This window comes from Streptomyces sp. 2-1, from assembly GCF_048564895.1.
Classification (GTDB): domain Bacteria; phylum Actinomycetota; class Actinomycetes; order Streptomycetales; family Streptomycetaceae; genus Streptomyces; species Streptomyces phaeochromogenes.
In genome coordinates this window covers 10,290,062-10,312,824 of record NZ_CP183383.1, presented here as the reverse complement: position 1 = coordinate 10,312,824, position 22,763 = coordinate 10,290,062, and the positions used below count along the sequence as shown (strand labels likewise).

Below are 22,763 nucleotides of genomic sequence, written 5' to 3'. Positions count from 1 at the left end.
CATGCTGTACTTCGCCCTCCGGCGCTTCCTGTCCGCCCTGTTCGTCATGTTCGCGATCAGCGTCCTGGTGTTCCTGATCTTCTTCGCGACCCCCGGCGTGGACCCGGCCGCGCGGATCGCGGGCCGCAACGCCGATCCGGCCACGCTCGCCCAGGTGCGGCACTCCTTCGGGCTGGACCGGCCGATGCCCGTCCGCTACCTGCTGATGATGCAACACCTGCTGATCGACCGGGACTTGGAGTCGTTCGTCAACCGCGGTTCCCGCGTCGTCCCGCAGATCGTCCAGGCGATGCCCGTGACCCTGTCGCTCGTGGTGGGGGCGGCCGTCATCTGGATGACCGTGGGCATCGTGATGGGCACCGCCGCGGCGGCCCTGCGCGGCACGCTCGCCGACCCACTGATCATGCTGGTCGGCGTGGTCGGCGTGTCCCTGCCGGCCTACTGGCTCGGCGAAGTCGTCAACCTGGTCACCCAGAACCGGCTTCACGACACGGTGTTCTCCTGGGTGCCGCCACCCGGATACGTCGAACTGGGCCATGACCCCGGCCAGTGGGCGCTGCGCATGCTCTTCCCCTGGCTGACCCTGGCGCTGCTGTACGCCGGGATCTACGCCCGGCTGCTGCGCGGCGAGGTCGTCACCGCGCTGGGCGAGGACTACGTACGCACCGCCCGTGCCAAGGGTCTGTCCGAGCGGCGCATCCTGGTCCGGCACGCCCTGCGCTGCTCCCTCATCCCGATCGTCTCCCTGTTCGGCCTGGACTTCGGCGCGCTCGTGGGCGGCGCCGCCCTGCTCACCGAGGTCGTCTTCGGACTGCCGGGCGTCGGCAAGCTCACGTTCGACGCCCTGCAGAACCTGGATCTGCCCGTGATCATGGGCACGGTCCTGTACGCGGCCTTCTTCGTCGTCCTCGCCAACGCCCTGGTGGACATCCTGTACGCGCGACTCGACCCGAGGGCCCGCCATGCCTGATCAGCCAGTCAAGGAACTGCCCGGCCAACCCCTGCTGGACGTACGCGACTTGAGGGTGACCTTCCGTACCCGCCGAGGCTCTGTCACGGCGGTCGACGGTCTCTCCCTCTCGGTGGCTCCCGGCGAGATCCTGGGCGTGGTGGGCGAGTCGGGCTCCGGCAAGAGCGTGTCGATGCTGGCCGTCCTGCGCCTGCTGACCAACCCGAACGTCACGGTCTCGGGTCAAGTCCTCTTCCGTGGCCGCGACCTGCTCGCTCTCCCCGACAAGGAGATGCGCGCGGTGCGGGGCCGGGAGATCGCCATGGTCTTCCAGGACCCGATGACCGCGCTGACCCCCGTCTACACCGTGGGCTGGCAGATCGCCGAGCAGATTCGGGCCCACGAGCAGGTGTCCCGCAAGGCCGCACGGGCCCGCGCGGTGGAGCTGCTGTCCGACGTCGGCATCCCCGACGCGGCCTCGCGGGTGAACGCCTACCCGCACGAGTTCTCCGGCGGTATGCGGCAGCGCGCGGTCATCGCGATGGCCCTCGCCTGCGGCCCCTCACTGCTGATCGCCGACGAACCGACCACAGCCCTGGACGTGACCATCCAGGCGCAGATCCTGGACCTGATGCGGGAGTTGAACGCACGCGGCTCCGCCGTGGTGCTCATCACGCACGACATGGGTGTGGTCTCCGAGATCGCCGACCGGGTCCTCGTCATGTACGGCGGACGCGCGGCCGAGGAAGGCCCTCGCCAGGCGGTGTTCCACGGCCCCCGCCATCCGTACACCTGGGGACTGCTCGACTCGGTCCCGCGCGTCGGCGGAACCCGGCTGCGACGGCTGCCCACCATCGCGGGCATGCCGGTATCGCCGGACAGCCTCCCCGAGGGCTGCGCGTTCGCGCCTCGCTGTCCGGCACGTCACGATCGCTGCGAGGAGCGCCCCGAACTCGCCGCGGGCAACGCCAACACCGCACACCGCGACGCCTGTTGGCTGCCACCGGACGACCGCGCGGCGCAGCGTCTCGCGGCCCGGGCAGGCCCAGAGGCCGGCGCAGGAGCACAGAGGACGGACGAGACGGACAGGGAGATGGCGCCGTGACAGCCCTCGACACAGCGGCAGCGGACGACGACACCCGGCCCGGCGGCGACGTACTGCTGCGCGCCACGGACGTCACCAAGCACTACACCCTGCGCGCCGACTCGCTCGCCCGGCACCGCAAGGTGCTGCGAGCCGTGGACGGAGTCTCGCTGGAGGTACGTGCCGGGGAGACACTCGGCATCGTCGGCGAATCGGGCTGCGGCAAGTCCACCCTCGGCCGCTGCCTGGTCAGGCTCACCGACCTCACGAGCGGCCGGGTCGAGTTCGACGGCCAGGACATCAGCACGCTGTCCGCACGCCGCCTGCGTCCCGTACGCCCCGGCATGCAGCTGGTCTTCCAGGACCCGCAGGCCTCGCTCAACCCCCGGCGCCGTGCCGGTGACATCGTCGCCGAACCGCTGCTCATCCACCGCTACGGGGACGCCGGCGCCGTCCGGAAGCGGGTCGCCGAGCTGTTCGACGTCGTGGGGCTCGCCACGGCACACCTGGACCGGTACCCGCACGAGTTCTCCGGCGGCCAGCGCCAGCGCATCGGCATCGCACGCGCGCTCGCCACCGACCCGAAACTGATCGTCGCCGACGAACCGGTGTCCGCCCTCGACGTGTCGATCCAGGCCCAGGTGCTGAACCTCTTCGCCGATCTCCAGGACGAGTTCGGGCTGACGTATGTCTTCATCGCCCACGACCTCGGAGTGGTCCGGCACGTGTCGGACCGGATCGCCGTCATGTATCTCGGCGAGATCGTCGAACTCGCCGAAACCGAGGAGCTGTACGCGGCCCCGGCCCATCCCTACACCGAGGCCCTGATGTCCGCGGTCCCGGAGATCGACGACGGCACCGACGCGGCGGCGGCCGGATCGCGCCGGGAACGCATCGTCCTCAGCGGTGATGTGCCCAACCCGGTGGCCAAGCCGACCGGTTGCACGTTCCACACCCGCTGCCCGTACGCCCGGGAGCGCTGCGCGGTGGAACGTCCCCCGCTCACCCGGACCGCTTCGGGCCGTCAGGCCGCCTGTCACTATCCGCTGGTGGGCTGAGGCTTCGAATGGTGGGCCGAGATTTCGAACCTCACGGCCCTGTCCAGCGGAAACGGCGCCTTTCACCCTAACGAAGTGCCGGTGCCCGACGACCGGACGAGCGGGGCCGATCGTCCACTAGCTTCCTTCCCCTGACACCAGGGGACATAGGAGCGACGTGGCCGGAGTGAGCCTCCCGGAACATCCGTACAGCCGCACGGAGGCGACCCGGCTGTTGTGCGCCGGCGTCTATCAGGACGCCGGCTTCCGACGCCGGGTCATCGATGAACTCGTGGATCACCAGGAGCGGCCGGTGGCCCCTCCGCTGGGGGTCGACGTTCTGCCCGTACTGGCCCATGCCCTGCGTGTCACCCGGCAGGAGGCGCGCACGGCAGGGCTGATGCTGATTGCCTGGCTCGGCTTCTTCCTCTCCGACGTCGTGATGTTCTGGGACCGCGTCGCGGACAGTTGGGGCGACGGGGCCGAGGTCGGCTTCGGTGACGTGTTCACCGCGTTCTACACCGGCGACGAGAAGCTCACTGCCGGAATGCCCCTGCCGTGGTTCCAGTTCTACGCGTTCGTCACCCTCGGCCTCTGGTTCGCCCATGCCGTGAAGACGCAGAGTTCCGAAGGGCGTCAGGCGGGCCTCCCCGACCCGGTGGCCAAGGCGGCCGAGGGCCTCGGCCGCACGGTGACGTGGTGTGCGGCGATGTTCGCCCTCTTCTACTGGTACTGGTACGTGGCCGGGGTGCTCCAAGGCACCGTACAGACGCCCTACCCGCTGCTGTTTCCGCTGCTCATCGCGTTGATCGCATGGTGGCACCAGGCCACTCAGCGCCGGTCCCTGTGCCGCTGGCTGTCGCGCTGGACCTTCCAGAAGACGGCTCAACCGGAGCTGCCCGCAGGGCCGTTGTACGAGGATCTGCTCGCCAACATTCAGCGCGAGCAGAAGGCCAAACTGACCCTCTACGAAGCGGACAGCCCCTTCGTCGGACTGGGCACACGGCGTCGGGCCTGGTCCTTCGCGATGGAACTGCGCAAGCGCTCCGGGCCGCCGGCCGGGTCAGCCGCCCCGGCCGACCCCGCCTCGAACGGAGCGTTGATCCCGCACCAGGACAAGGGACCGCTCACCGCCGAGCGCGCACTCGCCATGATCGAGCCCCAGTTGCTGCGACTGCGCGACTCGGCCGCACACACCGGGAAGGACCGGCTCCGCGAACTGGAGATCGACCGGTTCGTCTATCTGCCGGGCGGTGTCGGCCGTGACGAGGAACTGCACGTCGGCGGCAGCCCGGACGCGAGCACGACGGCGGCGGGCGGACCCAACAGTGGCGGTCCGACCGTCTACGACCCCGTCCAGGTCGCCGCCCACTTGAAGGAAGCCGTCGACGAGGGCGGCGAGGGGCGGCGCGTGTTCCTGCGCGTCCGCATCGGTGCCTGGCACGAACAGGTCGTGGTGACGGTCCTGGTCCGCGTGCACACCCAGGGCGGCATGCTCGTGCTGGAGGTCTCACCGTACGTACTCGGCCCGGTCCGCAAGGACTTCAGGAACGTGGACGCCCTGGTGGACCAGCTGCCCGAGGGCTGGGCGCGCGGCGCGGTACGTGCCCTCGGCCACGGTCCCGCGACCGGTGTGAGCGCGGGCATCAGCGCCTTGAAGACCGTCTCCAGGGAGCTCAGCACCGGCTGGACCACCCGCGAACCGGCCCCCGACGTGCCCCGGGTCTCGCTGCGTCAACTGACCGCCGCCTCCTGGTTGTCGCCCTATCAGGAGATGGACGTCACCCGGTACATCAAGACCGTCGAGGAGCGCATCGTGAACGGCGTGCGCCAGGCGCTCCACACCCACGGCTACCAGACCGAGCAGTTCGAGCAGCACGTCTACCAGGTCAGCGGTGGCAGCGTCTTCGTCCAGGCGATGTCCGGCGGCTCCGTCGCCACCGGCCCCAACGGCAGCGCCACCTCGCACAACACCGCCCCCGCACCGGCGCACGGCACACCGAGCACCGACCCCAGCTAGGTACCGGACCCCAAGGACCCCAGCACATGAGCGACACAGGACACCCCACCCCCGGCCGACCGACACAGGACGGCGGTGCCGGCGGCGTGCACATCGGCTCCATGAGCGGCGGCTCGATCGCGACCGGCAGCCATGGCAGCGCGTACTCCGTCAACCAGACGACGGCGGAGCCGGACGTACGGCACGCCGAACTGCTCCAGGCGATTCGCGCCCTCCGCGAAGCCCTGCCTGCGCGGGAGCGAAGCGCCGACGACACCACCCTCGACGGTGAACTGGCCGACGCGGAGGCCGAGATCACGCGCACCGGAGCCGCCGGGCCGGAACGCCTCAGCCGCCTGCTGACGGGCGTACGCGGCTGGCTGGGATCGCAGGCCGCTGCCGCCGGAGCCATCGCTTCGGCGACCGCCGTCGTCCAGGGCATCGCCCAGCTCCTCGGATGACCGGCGCGATGACGACGGGCGGTGGCAGGCAGCAGATGACGGGCTCGGGACGGCGACAGGGAGGGCCGCGGCGATGAGGGTGTTCGACACCGAGCGGCAGGAGTGGGGCGGTTCCCGGCGCGAACGTCTCTTCCACACCGACCAGTACCTGGACGTGCCGCGGCAGAAGACCGTCCGGCAGCAGACGGGGATCGTGCTCGCGGTCGCCGGGCTCGCCTTCGGCATCTGGGCACTGGCCTGGAAGGACGAGCCGGAACCGTACAAGGAACCCGCCGCCACCGGGCAGGACTCCTCGGAGACGACCTCGGGCGGAAGCGGAGACGACGTGCCGTCGGACGGGTCGCCCTCGCAGGACACGACCTTCGAGTCGTCGACGGCCCTTCCCGAGGACTACGAGTCCTTCCAGGATGTCGCCGGGTATCGGGTGGCGCTTCCGAAGGGCTGGGAGCGCAAGAGCCGGTCCTCGCAGTACGGCATCGACATCGTCGACTACCGCAGTCCGGACGGCACCCGACGGCTTCAGGTCTTCCAGGTGATGGAGACCTCCCCGTACTCCTCCTTGCAGGCCGCGCAGATCGAGGCGGAGAAGCTCGACGGCTACGAACCGGTCGCCATGGAGGAGGTCCCGAGCGCCGTGGGGCAGGCGGCCGAGCACGAGTACCGGGCCGACGAGATCGCGGGCGAGCTGGGCGGCGGCGGCACCCGGCACGTCATCGACCATCGCTTCGAGGCGACGGACGGCGAACGGTACGCACTGGTCGCGTACGGCTCCGAGGCCGACGGGACCGAGGACGAACGGGAGCTCGTGGACACGGCCCTGCTCTGGTTCTGCCCACCCGGGACGCAGTGCGACGACCCGGTCGGCTGACCGGGTCGTCGGCCGACCGGCCCGGTCAGAAGATTCCCTGTCCGGGGACGAGGTTCCCGCGCGGGTCGTACGTCTTCCTCGCGGCGGCGAACCGGGGCCAGGCGGACCCGAAGTGCCGTCGCCAGTCGGCCCGGTCGAAGGGCACGGAGCCGACCGGGTACTGGGTGCCGCCGGCCGCGCGGACCAGGTCGTAGGCGGACCGGTTGGCCGCCAGCAGTCGCCGGACCGACTCCGTGTCGTCGGGAGGAGTGGTCCGCAGGATCGCGAAGAGGTAGGGCACGGGGTCCTCGGGCATGCGCAGCAGCGGGGTCCGCAGGCGTTCGCGCACCAGTGGGTACAGCAGCACCACGCCGCCCGGACCCACGTCGTCCGGGGTGAGCGCGTCCAGGAGCCGGCCTGTCACCTCGGCAACCTTCCGGCCGGGCACGAGCAGGTTGAGCCATGGATGGGCGTACGCCCACAGCCCGGCTTCCTTGAGGGCGGCGACGGCCGGGGCGAGCCGGTCGAGGAAGTCGTAGTACGGGATATTCGTGATTTCCGCACCGGACGGGTCGTGTCGCAGACCCCGCAGGAGCGCGGTGTCGTCGGGAACGTCTCCCGCGGGAGGTCCGTAGGCGACGGCCTCGATGACGTATCCGCGGAAGGCGCCCGTGGCATCCGGAACGATCTGCCCCTCGACATAGGAGAACCGTCGGTCGCTGACGAGCAGGCGCTGGTCCTCCACGAAGGTCCGCAGATCGTCGTACGGCAGGAGGTAGTGGCGTACGGTCTCGGGCGCGCGGACCAGTCGTACGGTCGCGCCGACGACCACGGCGCACTGGCCGAGGCCGGCGAGTACGGCGAGGAACAGGTCTTGGTGGCGGGTCGGGGAGCAGCGCAGCAACTCCCCCGCGCCGGTGACGACTTCGAGCTCCAGGACGTTGTCGACCTGGGCGCCGTGGCGGTGGGTCTGGCCGCCGAGGCCGCCGACGGACAGCGTTCCACCGACGGAGAGTTCGAGGTAGTCGGTGAAGACGGGAGGGGTCAGGCCGTGGACGAGGGTGGCCTTGGCGACGTCGCTCCACTTCGCGCCTGCGCCGACCCTGACGCCGGTGCTGCCGGGGCCGATGGACTGGACGGCGTCGAGCGGAGCGGTCTCGACGACGAGGCCGCCGGCGACCTGTGCCTGGCCGTTCGTGGCGTGGCCCTGTCCGCGTGGGGCGACCGGGATTCCGCGCCTGTCGCAGAACCGCACCATCGCCACGACGTCCGCGACGGAGCCCGGCCGCAGCACGGCGGCCGGGCGGCGGTGCACGATGTGGCCGAAGTCGTCGGCGGCGGCGCTCAGCGCGGCCTCGTCGGTGTGGAGGGTTCCGTCCAGGTCGGGGATGCCGTGCAGCGGCCCGTCGGTCGGGGTCACCGCCCAGCTGCGGGTGAAGGGGTCGAAGCCGATCACCGCGGTTCCGGCGGCGGCCAGGCCACGCAGCACGGAACGTCGGGGCGGTCTGCGGGACATGCGCTCCTCCAGGGGGAAGGACACGGTGAACCGGTCAGAAGCCGCCCACTCTAGAGCCGTTGGCGCGCGAGGACACGGCCCCGCGCCGGTGCTCCCCGGGCTTCGTTCGGGTCGGGCGTTCACCGGCGCCGTCCGCCGTCGGGGCTCGTGGCGTGCGCGACTCAGGCGCGGGTCTCGCGCGGCGCGGCCGTCGTGCCCCGGACCTCCAGCACCGGCGTGCTGAGGACGACCTCGGCGGGACGGGCGGGGTCGGCGATGCGGTCGAGGAGGCACTGGGCGGCGCGGCGGCCGACGTCGTGGCCGGCGCTATCCACGGTGGTCAGCCACAGGTGGCGCAGACGTGCGAGGTATGTGTTGTCGTAGCCGACGAGGGAGAGGTCGTGCGGCACGCGGAGGCCGAGTTCCTCGGCGGCCGACAGGGCGCCGACACAGGCGATGTCGTTGAAGGCGAAGACGGCGGTGGGCCGTTCGCCGGCGCTCAGCAGCCGGACCGTGGCCCGGTAGCCGCCCTCCTCGGTCAGGTCGCCCTGTTCCACGACGGCCGTGTCGGCCAGTCCGTGTTCGCGCATGACCGTCTCGAAGCTGCGGCGGCGCAGCTCGCCGACCATGCCCTGTCCCGCGATGTGGGCGATGCGCCGGTGGCCGAGCGCGATGAGGTGCTCGGTGGCGAGCCGGGCGCCGAGTTGGTCGTCGTTGGCGACGAGGTCGACGTGCGGCAGTACGGGTTCGCGGGCGCCGGCGACGACGGTGGGCACCCGCGTGGCGGCCGTGCGCAGCGCCTCGGGGCCCGGCAGCGTGCCGACGGCGATCAGGCCGTCGACCCGCAGGTCCGTGAAGGCGCGGGTGAGGTCCTCGCCGAGGCGCAGGTTGAGGTGGCCGTCGGCGAGGAGCATGCGCAGGCCGTGGGCGTGCAGCAGGGAGTTGAGGCCGTCGAGCAGTTCGACGAACCAGGGGTTGCGCATGTCGTTGAGGAGCACGCCGACCGTCCGGGTTCGTCGCTCGCTGAGGCTGCGCGCGGCGGCGTTGGGCCGGTAGCCGAGCTCCTCGACTGCGGCCAGCACGGCCTGCCGTTTCTCGGGGCGCACCTGGTCGGATCCGCGCAGCACGAGCGAGACCAGGGATTTCGACACTCCGGCCCGTTCGGCGACGTCGCGGATCGTCGGTGGTCTCATGAAATGGACCGTTCCACAGGGATCGATGGCTTGTCAAAGGGTTCCGAGGGGCTCTGAGGGGCTTGACACGTGCGGGAACGGGCCTTCAGTGTGAACCGGAAGAGTTCTGGACCGGTCCAAAGAAGGGCAGTCATGGTGAGTACGCTCGGCGTCGCCGTCGTGGGGTTCGGCTGGATGGGGCGGGTGCACACTCTGGCGTACGCCCGTGTGCCGCACCACTTCCCCCAGCTGCCCGTGCGGCCCGAACTGGTCGCCGTGGCCGACGAGGTGCCCGGCCGGGCCGAGGAGGCCGCCGGGCAGTACGGCTTCGCGACCGCGGCCCGGGACTGGCGCGAGGTCGCCGCCGACCCCCGGGTCCAGGCGGTGAGCATCGCCGCCCCGAACTTCCTGCACCGCGAGATCGGCGTCGCGATGGCCGAGGCGGGCAAGCACATCTGGATCGAGAAGCCGGTCGGCCTCACCGCCGAGGACGCACGGGCCGTCGCCGGCGCCGTCACGAAGGCGGGCGTGCAGGGCACGGTCGGCTTCAACTACCGCAACGCGCCTGCCGTGGCGGCGGCCCGCGAGCTGATCACCTCCGGCGAGATCGGCACGGTCACGCATGTCCGTATCCGTCTCTTCAGTGATTACGCTGCCCATCCCGAGGGCGCCCTGACCTGGCGGTACGAGCGTGAGCGCGGCGGCAGCGGAGTGCTGGGTGACCTCGCCTCGCACGGTGTGGACCTGTCCCGCTTCCTGCTCGGCGAGATCGCGTCGCTGGCCGCCGACACGGCCGTCTTCGTCCCCGAGCGCGCCCGACCCACCGGCGCCACCGCGGGCCACACCCGCTCGGCGGGCGGCGAACTGGGCCCGGTGGAGAACGAGGACTACGTGTCCTGCCTCCTGCGCTTCGCGTCCGGCGCCCGCGGTGTCCTGGAGGCCTGCCGGGTCTCGGTCGGCGAGCAGAACAACTACGGCTTCGAGATCCACGGCACCAAGGGCGCGGTCTCCTGGGACTTCCGCCGCATGGGCGAGCTGGCCGTCAGCCGGGGCACGTCGTACCAGGACCAGCCGGTCAGCACGCTGTACGTGGGCCCCGGGCACGGCGAGTACGCCGCCTTCCAGCCGGGCTCGGCCAACAGCATGGGCTACGACGACCTCAAGGTCATCGAGGCCTACAACTTCCTTCGCTCGATCACCGAGGGCACGGCGTACGGCGCCACGGTCGAGGACGCCGTCCACAGCGCGGCCGCCCTGGACGCGATGTCGCGCTCCGCCGAGAGCGGGACCTGGGCGAGTCCCGCGTAAGGACCGAAGGCCGCTTGAGGACCGAGGCCCGCACCTACGAGGTGTGGCGGGTGAACAGCCCGTGGAAGCCGAAGGGGATGGCGTGCGGCACGTCCGCACGCGCCAGCACCTCGTACGTGCGGGCGTCCAGCACCAGCAGGAACGACGAGCCCCGCGCCGAGTCGAGGACCACCGACAGCACGACGCCGTCGTCCTCGCCCTCCGCGCCGGGCGCGGCCGTCGGTGCCGCCACGAAGACCGGCTCGCCCGGGTAGCAGCCCTCCTCGGACCACTTCAGCGCGTGGCCCGCCGTCACGTCGACCTTCACGAGCTGGTTGAGGAAGTCGTCGCCGCTGCGGTCGCGGGCGCCCACACCGTACGCGTAGCGGTAGTCGACGCCGTTGTGCCGCTCGTACGCGATGCGCGGCAACTCCAGTGCCTCCTCGGACAGCCGCCGCACCTCGACCTCGCCGCTGCCGAGACCGATGCGGTAGCGGGTGGGCAGCGCGAACGGGATCGCGTCGCCCGCGCGCAGCCGGTCCAGGTACAGCGTGTCGATGATCGAGGCATCCTCGTACGAGCACATGTCGAGGACGATGTCGTCGCCGTCGTCGAAGGCGTTGATGTGGTGGAACGCGAAGAACGCGGGCCCCTCGTACACACCGCGCACCGAGCCGTCGCGCAGGTCCATGACCGTGAAGCGGGTGCCGCGCTCCGGCTCCCAGCGGTAGTTCTCGATGAACGGCCGGCCGCTGAGCACGATGCTCATCGGGTTCACCACGAGCGGGAACTCCGCGAGGACCGCGTACCGGCGCGTGATCGCGAAGCTGTGCATGTAGGAGGGGCGGGCGATCCGGTGGGTGCCGATCAGCTCGCGGGCCGTACCCGTGGCCTGCTGGCGGTAGACGCGGTACTCGCTGGTGCGCGAGAAGTGCAGCAGGTAGTTGACCAGGTCGCCGGTGGTGGGGTCCTGATGCGGGTGGGCCGTGGTCAGCTGGCCGCTCAACTCGTCCTCGTAGCCGACCACTCCCGCGGTCGCGAGCGTGTCCCGGTCGAAGGCGACCGGAATCGGCGTCTCGGTCAGCGCCACGAAGCGGTCGCCGAAGCGGGTGATGTTGACGTTCGCGTTCAGGGTGGGCCTGCGCGAGAAGCGGGTGAAGAAACGCGCGAACAGTGACCGGCACGGGTCGGTCGCGAACTCGGGGTAGGCGATCGTCCCCGACTCGACGGCGCGTCGGGAGGCGGTGTCGAGGAACCTGTTGGCGTAGGAGATCTTCCCGCCGTCGATGGTGAAGCGGTGCAGCATCGCCTGCCCGTCGAACCAGTGCCGCAGGGAGCGCTCCCCCGCGTCGTAGCGCGCGGGGCCGTTGCGCAGCAGGCTCCCCTCCAGCCAGCCGGGCAGCGCCCCTTTGACCGGAAGCTCTGCGACTTCGGCCTCGTCGTGCAGCCCCTGAAACCCGGCCGTGAAACCCGGTGTACTCATGGTCGCCTCCCGACATGCCACAGTGGACTGTGCTCTTCATTTCATGGCACACCGTCCACAGTGGAATGTCAAGGGAAGAACGGGATGGCCGACCTCAACCCCACCGCGGCTTCGCTGCTCGGTTTCCTGCACGGCGGGGAAGCCAGCGGGTACGAGCTGGTGCACACCGCCGAGCAGCTCATCGGCGACTTCTGGACCCTCACCCGGAGCCAGGTCTACCGCGAGCTCACGGCCCTCGCCGGACGCGGGCTCGTCGAGGCCGGGCCCGCGGGCCCCCGGTCGCGGCAGCCCTACCGGCTCACCGACGAGGGCCGGGCCGCCTTCGCCGCGTGGCTCGCCGAGCCGCCGGGCTCCGAGCAGATCCGCTATCCGCTGCTGCTCACCATCGCCTTCGGCTCCGCGCTGGACCGGGACCGGCTGACGGAGTTCATCGCCGGGCACCGCGCCGACCACGAGAAGCGGCTCGCGGACTACCGGGAGAGGGTGGCCGCGGGCGCTCCCGACCGCTTCACGGAGGCCACGCTGGCCTTCGGCATCCGTTACGAGGAGGCGGTGCTGGCCTGGATGGACGAGCTGCCCGCGATCCTGGACGGACGGTAGGGCCTCGGCGTGGGTGGACCGCCCTCAGCGCGGCACCGGACGCGGCACCGGAGGCCGCACCGGGCGCGGGCAACTGCTAGCGTCCGACCGCGTGAACGACAGTGTGTATGTGGGAAACGCGGGCAAGGACGCGGCGATGGACCGGGGCTGGCTGCTCGGGCACTTCAAGGACGCCGACGATCCGCGCCACAGCGAGGCCCTGGAGATCAAGTGGGGCGTACATCCCAAGGGCGACGAGCGAGCGCAGTGGGTCGAGGGCGAGGAACGAACCGCCCTCCAGGTCCTGGTGAGCGGCCGGTTCCGCGTGGAGTTCCCAGGCCGCAGCGTCACGCTGCGACAGCAGGGTGACTACGTGGTCTGGGGGCCCGGAGTCGACCACTCGTGGTTCGCGGAGGAGGAGTCGGTCGTGCTGACCGTCCGCTGGCCGTCCCTGCCCGGCTACGCGGTCCCGGAGACGCGCCAAGATCCTCAGTAGGATCGACCGCTCATGGACACGAGCACGGTGAACGAGATGATCGCTGTCCCGCCGGGGCAGGTCACGCTGTCGGACCGGCGGACGCAACGCAGTTGGCAGGTCGACCTCGCGCCCTATCGGCTCGGGGCGTTCCCGGTCACGCAGGCGCTGTACGCACAGGTCACGGGTGCGCGGCCGAGCAGCGCCGAGGGTGACCGGCTGCCCGTCGAGGGTGTGTCCTGGTGGGACGCGGTCCGGTTCTGCAACGCCCTGTCCCGGGATGAGGAGTTGACCCCCGCCTACGTCCTCCACACGGACGACGAAGGTGTCGAGGGCGTCGAGTGGGACACGTCCGCGGACGGGTACCGGCTGCCCACCGAGGCCGAGTGGGAGCACGCCTGCCGCGCCGGCACGACCGGGCCGCGGTACGGGCCGCTCGACGACATCGCCTGGTACCGCGGCAACTCGGACGAGCGCATCCACGACGTGGGCGGCAAGCAGCCCAACCCATGGGGCCTGCACGACATGCTCGGCAACGTCTGGGACTGGTGCTGGGACGTCTACGACGCCGAGGTCTACGGGACCTACCGGGTCCTGCGCGGCGGCGGCTGGTTCGACGAGCACTGGAGCTGCCGGGCTTCCGCACGACGCCGCAGCCACCCCAGCTACCAGGTCGACGACGTGGGGTTCCGCGTCGCGCGCTCCGCCGCGCCCTGATCCGCCCACCGGGACGGGGACTTGGCGGGGCCGACCGGGTCGGAGAGCTGTCCGGAACAGGAAGTTGCCGGGGGAGACAGGGAGTTGCCCGGGTCGGCGGCGAACCCGGAGCTCAACGCGCCCTCCACACCAGGGCGACCACACCTCACACAACGTTCACATTTGTTGACGCAGCGCATTGGGTTGCACCAAGATCTTCAACGGACGAGTGATCGCGCCCTCGGCGAGGAGCGCGAACTCCCCCATGCCCCGCCCGTGTTGACCGCGGCCCGCCAGGCCGCGCCGCCACCGGCAGCCGGGGCCCCTCCCCCACGCCTTTCATCTCAAGGAGTCTGTCTTGCTGCGCCACAATTCCGCGCTGCGCGCCGTCGCACCCGCCGCTGTCCTCGCGCTCACCCTCAGCGCATGCGGCGGTGGCGACGACACCGGCACGGACGCGAAGAAGTCCTCCCGGCCCAAGGCCACCGCATCGCAGTCCAAGGCCGCGTCCGGGGGCGACCTGGCCACCGGCGAGAGCGCCACGGGCAAGGTCGAGGAGGAGGACGGCAAGGTCACGTACGAGATCACCGCCCAGAAGGTGGATCTCGGCACCGAGGCCGAGGCCGAGAAGCTGGTCCAGGACAAGGCCGACGCCAAGGGCATGGCCCTCGCGGTCGCCCACGTGAAGTACACCCACAAGGCGGGCCCGGCCCTCACGAGCGACTCCGACGCGGGCGACGGCACCACCATCTGGGCGGACGGACAGCGCGGCACCCTGCTCCTCGGCTCCGCCGACGACGCCCCCGGCTGCGAGGACCCGTACGACGTCACAAGCTGGAAGTCCGGCGAGAGCCACGTCTTCTGCGAGTCGTACCTGGTGCCCTCGAACGCGAAGTCCCTCGAGGTCCACTGGTCGGAGGAGGACGGCGAGCCGTACATCTGGAAGTTCCCCAACGAGTAGGCGGAACGCCCGCGGCATGGCTACACCTGCCCCCGAGCGGGAAAAGGAGGACCAACAGCCGCACGGGGGTGGTGTCATGGCGTGGCGGGCGGGGTGGTTCGCGTCTGTGGGGGCCGGGGTGGTGCGCCTGGTGGCGGCCGTGGCTCGGCCGGTGCTCGTGGCGGTTCTCGGGCCGCCCGGTGCTGCCGTCGCAGGGCCCGCGGGGGCCGCGGCGGCATCGGGCGGGCAGGCGTTGGACCGGGTCGCGGCGCGGCAGCAGGCGTTACCGGGGCTGTTGAGGATCTCGCGGCGCGGGCGCGTGCCGACCGTGGCCGACGCGCGGGATCCGATCTGGCTCGGGGTGCATCCGGCGCCGCCGGGCGGTGGTGGGGCGGCGGGGCTCGGCCGGGTACCCGCGTTCATCGACCGGGACACGATGCCGCAGGTGGAGGCCGCGCTCAGTGCGGGTGAGGGGTTCGTCCTGCTGGTCGGCGAGTCGACGGCGGGCAAGTCGCGGCTCGCGTACGAGGTGATGCGCAAGCACTTCGCCAAGTACCACCTCATCGTGCCCGACAGCCGGGAGTCGGCCGTTCCCCTGGTCGACCTCGTCGTGCGGACACGCCGGGCAGTGGTGTGGCTCGACGAGCTCGACGTGTTTCTGGGAGTCGGCGGGCTTACCGCGGGTCATGTGCAGCGGATGCTGGGCACCGAGGACTCCAGCGTGGTGATCCTGGCGACGATGAGCGCCCAGCAGCACGGCAAGTTCGGGGCCAGGTCGGGGGCCGACAACGAGCCCGGGTTCGATGTCCTGCGCAGCGGCCGTGAGGTGATCCGGCTGGCGACGACGGTGCGGGTCGACCGTACGTGGAGCGCGGCCGAGATCGCCCGTGCCGAGCGGCACACCGAGGACCCCCGGATCAGGGCGGCGGTCAAGGGCGCCGGCCGGGACGGGCACGGGGTGGCCGAATACCTGGCCGCCGCACCGCAGTTGCTGGACGAGTGGCACAACGCCTGGTCGACCGGCACCCATCCGCGTGCCGCCGCGCTGGTGACGGCCGCCGCGGACGCCCGCCGAACGGGCTTCCACCAGCCGCTGCCACAGGAGGTCCTGCGCCGGTTGCACGAGGTGTATCTGGAGCGACGCGGCGGGACCGCGCTGCGTCCGGAGCCCTGGGAGGAGGCGCTGACCTGGGCGACGGAACCCCTGCACGCCACCTCCAGCCTGCTGCTGCCGCACGACGGGGACCGCTTCCAGGCCTTCGACTACCTCCACCACACCCTCGACGAGCAGGTCCCGCCGCCGCGCATCCCGGACAGCGTCTGGGAGACCCTCATCGGCCACGCGAACGCCACGGGAGCACTCGACATCGGCACGACCGCCTACCAGCGCGGCGACCTCTCGCACGCCATGGCCGCGTTCGAGAAGGCGGGCCTGGGCCGGGGACGGCTGCCCCGCCAGTGGTACGCGACCTGCGTGGGCGAGGCGGGCAACCCCGCGCGGGCCGTCGAGCTGTACGGGGAGCTGGTGACCGAGTCGACGGGCGAACTGGGCCCGGACGCCCGCGAGTCACTGGAGAACCGCAACGCCTACGCCCGGTACGTCGGCATGGCAGGCCGCCCCGCCGAAGCGGCGGACCTGCTGCGCGACGTCGTCGCAGACCGCGTACGGGTGCTGGGTGCCGACCACTCCCACACCCTCAACAGCCGCAACAACCTTGCCCTGTTCCTCGGCGAGTCCGGCCGGATCGGCCCGGCGCTGGCCGAGTTCGAGTCCGTGCTCGCCGACCGCACCCGGCTGCTGGGCGCCGACCATCCGCACACCCTCAGCACCCGCTACGGGCGCGCGTATCTGCTAGGCGACGCGGGCCGCCCCGCGCATGCGGCCCGGCTCTTCGAGAGTCTGGTCGCCGACCGGACCCGTACGCAGGGTCCGTACCACCCGTACACGCTCAACAACCGGCGCCACCATGCCCACTTCCTGGGGGAGGCCGGGCACGCGGCGCAGGCGGCCGAGCTGTTCGAGGAGCTGATCCGGGACTGCCTCCAGGTCCTCGACCCGGACCATCCCGACACCGTCGCGGCCCGTCATGGGCACGCTCGCTTCCTCGGCGAGTCCGGCGACCCCGCCAGGGCGGCGGCCCTGCTCACCGCGCTGCTGGCCGACGCGAACGGGGACGGCGCACGGGACGGCGGAACGCACGGCTCCCGCAGCCCGGTCGCCCTGGTGTGGCGGCGCTACCGGGCCTTCTTCACCGGGGAGGCGGGCGATCCCGACCAGGCGGCGCGGCTGCTCGACGAGCTGCTCACCGACAGCCGCGCCGTGCTCGACGACGGTCACCCGCATCTGTTCGCCATCCGCGCCGCGCACGCCCGCAGTACGAGCCGCCGAGGCCGGACGCTGGAAGCCGTGGAGCTGTACGAACGCCTCGTCGAGGACTGCCGGTCGGCCCTGGGTGACGACCATCCGCACACGCTCGCCGCCCGCAGCGGTCACGCACGCGGCCTGGGCGCCGTCGGCCGCGCCGCGGAAGCCGCCGACCTGCTGGAGATCCTCGTACAGGACCGCACCCGGATCCTCGGCGACGACCACCCCGCGACCCTGGGCAGCCGCAACGCGCACGCCCGGTGTGTCGGTGAGGCGGGCGACCGGGCGCGTGCCGCGCGGCTGCTGCGGCAGATACTCCAGGACCGTGTCCGGCACCTCGGCGAGGAGCACTCCTGGACCCTGCGCACCGGGCAGGAGCTCGCCGGATTCCAGTGAGCGGGAAGAACCGACACCCGTTCACCCTTTCGGGCGAGAGCCTCGGGCTGACAGACTCCGGAGGGTGCGCGACTTCGACTTGCTCGTCATCGGATCCGGCCCGGGCGGCCAGAAGGCCGCCATAGCCGCGGCCAAGCTCGGCCGCCGGGTCGCCGTCGTCGACCGCCCCGACATGGTCGGTGGGGTCTCCATCCATACCGGGACCATCCCCTCAAAGACGCTTCGCGAGGCGGTCCTCTATCTCACGGGTCTCACCCAGCGCGATCTGTACGGCCAGAGCTACCGCCTGAAGGAGGACATCACCGTCGCCGACCTGACCGCGCGCACCTCTCACGTGGTCAGCCGCGAGGTCGACGTCATCCGCAACCAACTCTCCCGCAACCACGTCTCGCTCTTCGCCGGCACCGGCCGCTTCGTCGACGACCACACCGTCGCCCTGCGCGAAGTGACCGGCCACGACCGGATGCTGAGCGCGGACACCATCGTCATCGCCACCGGTACGCGCCCGGCCAGGCCCGCGACCGTCGAGTTCGACGAGCGGACGATCCTGGACTCCGACAACGTTCTCAACCTGGAACGGGTACCCCGCTCCATGGTCATCGTCGGGGCCGGCGTGATCGGCATGGAGTACGCCTCCATGTTCGCCGCCCTCGGCAGCAAGATCACCGTGGTCGAACAGCGGCCCGGGATGCTCGACTTCTGCGACGTCGAGGTGATCGAGTCGCTCAAGTACCACCTGCGGGAACTCGCGGTCACGTTCCGCTTCGGCGAGACCGTCGCCGCGGTCGAACAGCACCCCAAGGGCACGCTCACCATCCTGGAGAGCGGCAAGAAGATCCCCGCCGACGCCGTCATGTACTCCGCCGGCCGCCAGGGGCTCACCGACGACCTCGACCTGGACAAGGCAGGCCTGTCCGCCGACCGGCGCGGGCGGATCACCGTCGACGAGCACTACCGCACCGAGGTGCCGCACATCTACGCCGTCGGCGACGTCATCGGCTTCCCGGCGCTGGCCGCGACCTCGATGGAGCAGGGGCGTACGGCGGCGTACCACGCGTGCGGTGAACCGGTGAACCGGATGCACGACCTCCAGCCGATCGGCATCTACACCATTCCCGAGATCAGTTTCATCGGGAAGACCGAGGACCAACTCACCGAGGACTGCGTGCCGTTCGAGGTGGGCATCTCCCGCTACCGCGAACTGGCCCGGGGCCAGATCATCGGCGACTCGCACGGCATGCTCAAGCTGCTGGTCTCCCCCGAGACCCGCAAGCTGCTCGGCGTGCACTGCTTCGGCACGGGCGCCACCGAGCTCATCCACATCGGGCAGTCGGTGATGGGCTGCGGCGGAACCGTCGACTACCTGGTCGACGCCGTCTTCAACTACCCGACGCTCGCCGAGTCGTACAAGGTGGCCGCCCTGGACGCGACCAACAAGATCCGGCAGATCGACCGGCTCAGGGACTGACGGCCTTCGACGCCGAACCGCTCGCGGCGCTGGTGAGCCCGGCTCATCAGCGCCGCGCGGAGACCCGCACCGGACCCCGCATCGGACGCCCTCACCGGACCTCCGCACAGGGCCTGCGTCGGCCGCGGGGGCCGAGAGCATAAGCTCGGCACGTGGCCAAGTACTTCGACGTTCATCCCGAGAATCCTCAGCAGCGGACGATCAGCCAGGTCGCCGACTCCATCCGCGCGGGCGCGCTCGTCGTGTACCCCACGGACTCCTGCTTCGCGCTGGGCTGTCAGCTGGGCAGCCGTGACGGCATCGACCGGATCCGTTCGATCCGCCGGCTCGACGACCGGCACCACTTCACCCTCGTCTGCCAGAACTTCGCGCAGCTCGGCCAGTTCGTGCAGGTCGACAACGACGTGTTCCGCGCCATCAAGGCATCGACCCCTGGCAGCTATACCTTCATCCTGCCCGCGACCAGGGAGGTGCCGCGCAAGCTGCTCCACCCGAAGAAGAAGACGGTCGGGGTCCGTATCCCCGACCACGTGGTCGCCCAGGCCCTGCTCGCCGAGCTCGGCGAGCCTCTTCTGTCGAGCACCCTGCTCCTGCCCGACGAGGAGGAGCCGATGACCCAGGGCTGGGAGATCAAGGAACAGCTCGACCACGTCGTCGACGCGGTGATCGACTCCGGGGACTGCGGCACCGAGCCGACCACGGTCATCGACTTCTCCAGCGGCGAGGCCGAGATCGTGCGCAAGGGAGCGGGCGACACGGCACGGTTCGAGTGATATGCCGCTCCGCGGTGCGGCCGACGGTGGGGCCGCGCCGCGCGTCGACGCGCGGCCGGGTCGGGAGCCTGGCGGGAGCAGCCGGGACACTTCGGCGGATGCCGAAGTGTCCGCCGCTTAGCGTCGGCTCCATGAACGTCTCCCGCCGCCTCTTCCGCCGTACTGTCTCCGCCGTCGAACCGGCCACGGGTGGCGGTCACGCCGGGCAGGGAGCCGCGTGACTCCGCTGGAGGGTCTCGCCGTGTTCGCCGCCGGGGTGGGCGCGGGCGGCATCAACACCGCGGTCGGCTCGGGGACGCTGATCACCTTTCCGGTTCTGCTCGCCACCGGCCTGCCGCCCGTCACCGCCACGGTCTCCAACGCGCTCGGGTTGATCCCCGGCAACGTGAGCGGAGCTTTCGGCTACCGCGAGGAACTGCGCGGCCAGCGCCGGCGCATCCTGAAACTGGGCGTGGGCGCCCTGCTGGGAGGCCTGACGGGCGCCACGCTCCTGCTGGCCCTCCCGGCGTCGGCGTTCGAGCGGATCGTGCCGGTCATGGTGGGCCTCGCGCTCGTGCTGGTCGCGTTCCAGCCGCTGATCGGGAAGTTCCTGCGGGGCCGCCGCGCCCGGACCGGCGTCCCGGCCCGCAGCGACGGCGGCCCTCTGCTGTTCACCGGCCTGACCCTCGCCAGCGTCTACGGCGGCTACTTCGCCGCCGCGCAGGGAATCATCTATGTGGCGGTGATGGGAACGCTCCTGGACGAGTCGCTGCAGCGACTCACCGCCGTCAAGAACGTCCTGGTCGCCATCGTCAACACAGCAGCCGCGACGTTCTTCCTCTTCGTCGCGGACTTCGACTGGACGGCCGTCGCACTGATCGCCTGCGGTTCCGCGCTGGGCGGCCAGTTCGGGGCCAGGATCGGCCGCCGGTTCAGCCCAGCGGCCCTACGAGCCCTGATCGTGGCGGTCGGCACCGTCTCGATCGTCCAACTGCTGCTCCGCTGAACCCGCGTGGCCTACTCGGTGACGGACGTGTCCTTCCCGCCGCTGAACGGCCCTTCGAGTGCCGCCCACTGCAACAGCATGATGGTCTTGGCGTCGGCGATCTCACCGGTACGGATCATGGACAGGGCCTGGCGGAAGGGCAGTTCGAGGGTCTCGATGTCCTCGCCCTCCTCGTCGAGGCCGCCGCCCTCGTGGGTGCGGGTGGCCGGTCCGTACGAGGCCGCGTAGAAGGTCACGCGCTCGGTGACCGAACCCGGGCTCATATAGACGTCGAAGACCCGCTGGACGTCACCGACCGTGTGGCCGGTCTCCTCGATGACCTCTCGGCGTACGGCGACCTCGGGGTGTTCGTCGTCCTCGTCCAGCAGTCCGCCCGGTGTCTCGACGAGCATCCCGTCCGGGTGGCCGTTGACGTACACGGGATAGCGGAACTGCCGGGTGAGCAGCACGGTTTCACGGTCTTCGTCGTAGAGCAGGATCGTGGCGCCGTTGCCGCGGTCGTGTGTTTCGCGCTCCTGGGTGGACCAGGTGCCGTCGGCGTTCTGGAAGTCGAAGGTCGTGGTGCGCTCCACGTACCAGTGGCAGGACAGGAGTTTCACGTCCCGCACCTTGACCCGATGGTTTCCCGTCAGGTCCAGGCCGACCCGGTCGAGTCCGGTGCGGCCCCTGCTGTCGGGGGTGTCGATGCCCGCGGTCATCGTGCGCCGGCCGGGACGGAGGTGCGGGTGGTGCCGGAGGTGAATGTGCAGGTGGAACAAGTGGTCATGCCCTGCTTCTACCATCCTGGTCCGGTCCGTGTCAGGCAGGTCAGGGACCGGTGGACCCGCCGGTGGTCAGCCGCACCACGTTCGACCGCGCTCCGTAGGTGAAGGCGCGGACCCGGTAGGACGCCTCCTTCTCGGTGGGCAGGGTGATCAGCCCGGTGGAATTGACGTCGGGATCGAGGACCACGACGGGTTCGTAGGCCGAGCCCGTCCTCGTACGGGACTCCAGCAGGAACCCCGCCTCGTCCGAGGCACGGTCCGTCCATGTGAAGAGAATGCCGTTCGCATGCTTGACCGTGGCCTTGAATCCGGTGGGCGCTCCCGCACCCGTGGAACGGAGGGGTCGGCCCGGGACCGTCCGCTTCGGATCCTTGCGAGCGGGCAGCCAGTCGTGGCTGGAGTTCTCGTCCGCCGCCGTCAGTTCCCCCTTCGGGAGGGTGACGCTCACCGGCTTCGAGGCGGGACCGCGAAAGGCGCGCAGGCGGTAGAAGAAGGTGGTGTTCGGGATCAGGTCGGGGTGCCGGTAGCTCGTCACCTGAGGCGGCAGGTACTGCAGGACGGTGTACGGTCCCGACTCCTCCGTCGCGAATTCGAGGACGTGGCCGGAGGCACCCGAACCGCCGCCCCGCCAGCGCAGATCGATGTCGGTGGGCGTGGTGCGCTCCGCACTGAGCACGACCCCCGAGGCGGCATCGGCCTTCCCCGCCACGGGGTGCCCGGCGGTCGCGGGACGCCTGTCCGCCCCGCCTCCGCCCGTCGTGGCCGAGCAGGCCGACAGCATCAGGAGGAGAGCGAGGACCAGCGCTGTCGGCGCCGCGATGCGTACGGGAACACTCATCGTTTCTCGGCTACTTGCGCCAGAAGCGGACGTTGCTCCACACGACGGTGGCCGGTCCGTTGCCGCTATTGGTGCGGTAGGCGCCGAACTTGTCGTAGAAGCTGCCGCCGGGGCTCGCATAGGTGTGCTGGAGCGAGCCGTTGATGTAGGTGCGGTGCGAACTGCCCACCTGGTGAACGGTGTTGACGCGGACCGTGGCACCGACCGTGCCCGCGTTGGACAGGGTGGCGCCGCCGTGGACCGCGTACAGGCGCCCGCCTCGTTCGACGGCGAGCATGAAGTACGGGCCCGCCGCGGACTCGTTGAAGGTCTGCTTGAGGCTGATCCGGGTGCCGCTGAGACTGCTGATCCGGAAGTAGCCCTCGAACTGGCGGGTGCCGCCGGTGTAGGTGGCGTACCGCCGCTCGGCGCGCTGGTCGCCGCTGGCCGTCGAGCAGGTGAGCTGGAAGGTCAGGCCGTCGACCTGTCCACAGCCTCGCTCCTGGACGGTGTAGGTCGGAGAGACGGAGGTCCAGCCGCCGGGTTCCACCTCGGCGACGGCGTTCGGCAGGGCCATGAACGTTGAAGCGCACACCGCACCGGTCACGGTGAGCGCCCGAAAGCGCGTGAGCATGTCGGCTCCTTGGGGCGTGGGGGGTCAGTCTGAATTCACAGATATGAACGATGACTG

The 22,763-nt window shown here is 70.8% G+C and carries 21 protein-coding genes; 15 read left to right on the top strand and 6 right to left on the bottom strand.

From position 1 onward, the window contains the following. Position 1 precedes the first annotated feature (1 nt). The 6 genes from ACN20J_RS45050 to ACN20J_RS45025 all read left to right on the top strand — a co-directional run bounded on the left by ACN20J_RS45050 (position 2) and on the right by ACN20J_RS45025 (position 6,398). Complete coding sequence (locus ACN20J_RS45050; protein ID WP_362294525.1) at positions 2-970, top strand: ABC transporter permease; 969 nt, start codon at positions 2-4, stop codon at positions 968-970. Further along, a complete protein-coding gene (locus ACN20J_RS45045) occupies positions 963-2,054 on the top strand; it encodes an ABC transporter ATP-binding protein (protein WP_419668283.1) in 1,092 nt (363 codons plus the stop codon). Before ACN20J_RS45050 ends, ACN20J_RS45045 begins: the two co-directional genes overlap by 8 nt. Next, the gene (locus ACN20J_RS45040; RefSeq protein ID WP_361886267.1) at positions 2,051-3,091 is read left to right on the top strand and encodes an ABC transporter ATP-binding protein; all 1,041 of its coding nucleotides are present in this window, start codon (positions 2,051-2,053) and stop codon (positions 3,089-3,091) included. The genes ACN20J_RS45045 and ACN20J_RS45040 overlap by 4 nt, the downstream gene beginning before the upstream one ends. Before the next feature lie 157 nt (positions 3,092-3,248). Next, a complete protein-coding gene (locus tag ACN20J_RS45035) occupies positions 3,249-5,090 on the top strand; it encodes a hypothetical protein (protein ID WP_419668282.1) in 1,842 nt (613 codons plus the stop codon). A gap of 26 nt (positions 5,091-5,116) precedes the next feature. Continuing rightward, the gene (locus tag ACN20J_RS45030; RefSeq protein ID WP_419668281.1) at positions 5,117-5,530 is read left to right on the top strand and encodes a hypothetical protein; all 414 of its coding nucleotides are present in this window, start codon (positions 5,117-5,119) and stop codon (positions 5,528-5,530) included. 73 nt (positions 5,531-5,603) lie between these two features. After that, a complete protein-coding gene (locus ACN20J_RS45025; protein WP_419668280.1) occupies positions 5,604-6,398 on the top strand; it encodes a hypothetical protein in 795 nt (264 codons plus the stop codon). Positions 6,399-6,423: 25 nt separating this feature from the next. On the opposite strand, the gene ACN20J_RS45020 is transcribed toward ACN20J_RS45025, so the two are convergent. Then, on the bottom strand, positions 6,424-7,893 hold the full coding sequence (locus ACN20J_RS45020) for an FAD-binding protein (RefSeq protein WP_419668279.1): 1,470 nt from the start codon (positions 7,891-7,893) through the stop codon (positions 6,424-6,426). Between the two features lie 161 nt (positions 7,894-8,054). Next, a complete protein-coding gene (locus tag ACN20J_RS45015) occupies positions 8,055-9,065 on the bottom strand; it encodes a LacI family DNA-binding transcriptional regulator (protein ID WP_055611497.1) in 1,011 nt (336 codons plus the stop codon). A 132-nt stretch (positions 9,066-9,197) separates the two neighbouring features. Here ACN20J_RS45015 and ACN20J_RS45010 point away from each other — a divergent pair, with 132 nt between their 5' ends. Next, positions 9,198-10,352 carry a Gfo/Idh/MocA family protein gene (locus ACN20J_RS45010; protein WP_419668278.1) on the top strand — a complete coding sequence of 385 codons (1,155 nt, stop codon included), beginning with the start codon at positions 9,198-9,200 and terminating at the stop codon, positions 10,350-10,352. Positions 10,353-10,386: 34 nt separating this feature from the next. On the opposite strand, the gene ACN20J_RS45005 is transcribed toward ACN20J_RS45010, so the two are convergent. Then, positions 10,387-11,814 carry a carotenoid oxygenase family protein gene (locus ACN20J_RS45005; RefSeq protein WP_419668277.1) on the bottom strand — a complete coding sequence of 476 codons (1,428 nt, stop codon included), beginning with the start codon at positions 11,812-11,814 and terminating at the stop codon, positions 10,387-10,389. Between the two features lie 84 nt (positions 11,815-11,898). On the opposite strand from ACN20J_RS45005, the gene ACN20J_RS45000 reads away from it, so the two are divergent. The 8 genes from ACN20J_RS45000 (at position 11,899) to ACN20J_RS44965 (ending at position 20,491) form a co-directional block, all read left to right on the top strand. Further along, complete coding sequence (locus tag ACN20J_RS45000) at positions 11,899-12,414, top strand: PadR family transcriptional regulator (RefSeq protein WP_189842703.1); 516 nt, start codon at positions 11,899-11,901, stop codon at positions 12,412-12,414. 91 nt (positions 12,415-12,505) lie between these two features. Next, a complete protein-coding gene (locus ACN20J_RS44995; RefSeq protein WP_190230075.1) occupies positions 12,506-12,889 on the top strand; it encodes a signal peptidase I in 384 nt (127 codons plus the stop codon). Positions 12,890-12,901: 12 nt separating this feature from the next. Further along, positions 12,902-13,585 (top strand): formylglycine-generating enzyme family protein, encoded by a 684-nt coding sequence (locus tag ACN20J_RS44990; protein WP_190230076.1) that lies wholly within the window; start codon positions 12,902-12,904, stop codon positions 13,583-13,585. A 337-nt stretch (positions 13,586-13,922) separates the two neighbouring features. After that, entirely contained in the window at positions 13,923-14,525 is a 603-nt protein-coding gene (locus ACN20J_RS44985) for a hypothetical protein (RefSeq protein WP_419668276.1), read from the top strand. 16 nt (positions 14,526-14,541) lie between these two features. Beyond that, positions 14,542-17,265, top strand: coding sequence for a tetratricopeptide repeat protein (locus tag ACN20J_RS44980; protein WP_419668275.1), 2,724 nt, complete (start codon positions 14,542-14,544; stop codon positions 17,263-17,265). Between the two features lie 64 nt (positions 17,266-17,329). Continuing rightward, positions 17,330-18,733 (top strand): Si-specific NAD(P)(+) transhydrogenase, encoded by a 1,404-nt coding sequence (sthA, locus tag ACN20J_RS44975; RefSeq protein ID WP_189842708.1) that lies wholly within the window; start codon positions 17,330-17,332, stop codon positions 18,731-18,733. Positions 18,734-18,885: 152 nt separating this feature from the next. After that, positions 18,886-19,506 carry an L-threonylcarbamoyladenylate synthase gene (locus tag ACN20J_RS44970; protein WP_055611488.1) on the top strand — a complete coding sequence of 207 codons (621 nt, stop codon included), beginning with the start codon at positions 18,886-18,888 and terminating at the stop codon, positions 19,504-19,506. Positions 19,507-19,723: 217 nt separating this feature from the next. Next, complete coding sequence (locus ACN20J_RS44965) at positions 19,724-20,491, top strand: sulfite exporter TauE/SafE family protein (protein ID WP_419668274.1); 768 nt, start codon at positions 19,724-19,726, stop codon at positions 20,489-20,491. An 11-nt stretch (positions 20,492-20,502) separates the two neighbouring features. On the opposite strand, the gene ACN20J_RS44960 is transcribed toward ACN20J_RS44965, so the two are convergent. The 3 genes from ACN20J_RS44960 to ACN20J_RS44950 all read right to left on the bottom strand — a co-directional run bounded on the left by ACN20J_RS44960 (position 20,503) and on the right by ACN20J_RS44950 (position 22,706). Continuing rightward, on the bottom strand, positions 20,503-21,189 hold the full coding sequence (locus ACN20J_RS44960; RefSeq protein WP_419668273.1) for an NUDIX domain-containing protein: 687 nt from the start codon (positions 21,187-21,189) through the stop codon (positions 20,503-20,505). A 109-nt stretch (positions 21,190-21,298) separates the two neighbouring features. After that, positions 21,299-22,093 (bottom strand): fibronectin type III domain-containing protein, encoded by a 795-nt coding sequence (locus tag ACN20J_RS44955; RefSeq protein WP_419668272.1) that lies wholly within the window; start codon positions 22,091-22,093, stop codon positions 21,299-21,301. Between the two features lie 10 nt (positions 22,094-22,103). Next, positions 22,104-22,706: a hypothetical protein gene (locus tag ACN20J_RS44950; RefSeq protein WP_361912364.1), complete on the bottom strand. Its 603-nt coding sequence runs from the start codon at positions 22,704-22,706 to the stop codon at positions 22,104-22,106. Positions 22,707-22,763 lie beyond the last annotated feature (57 nt).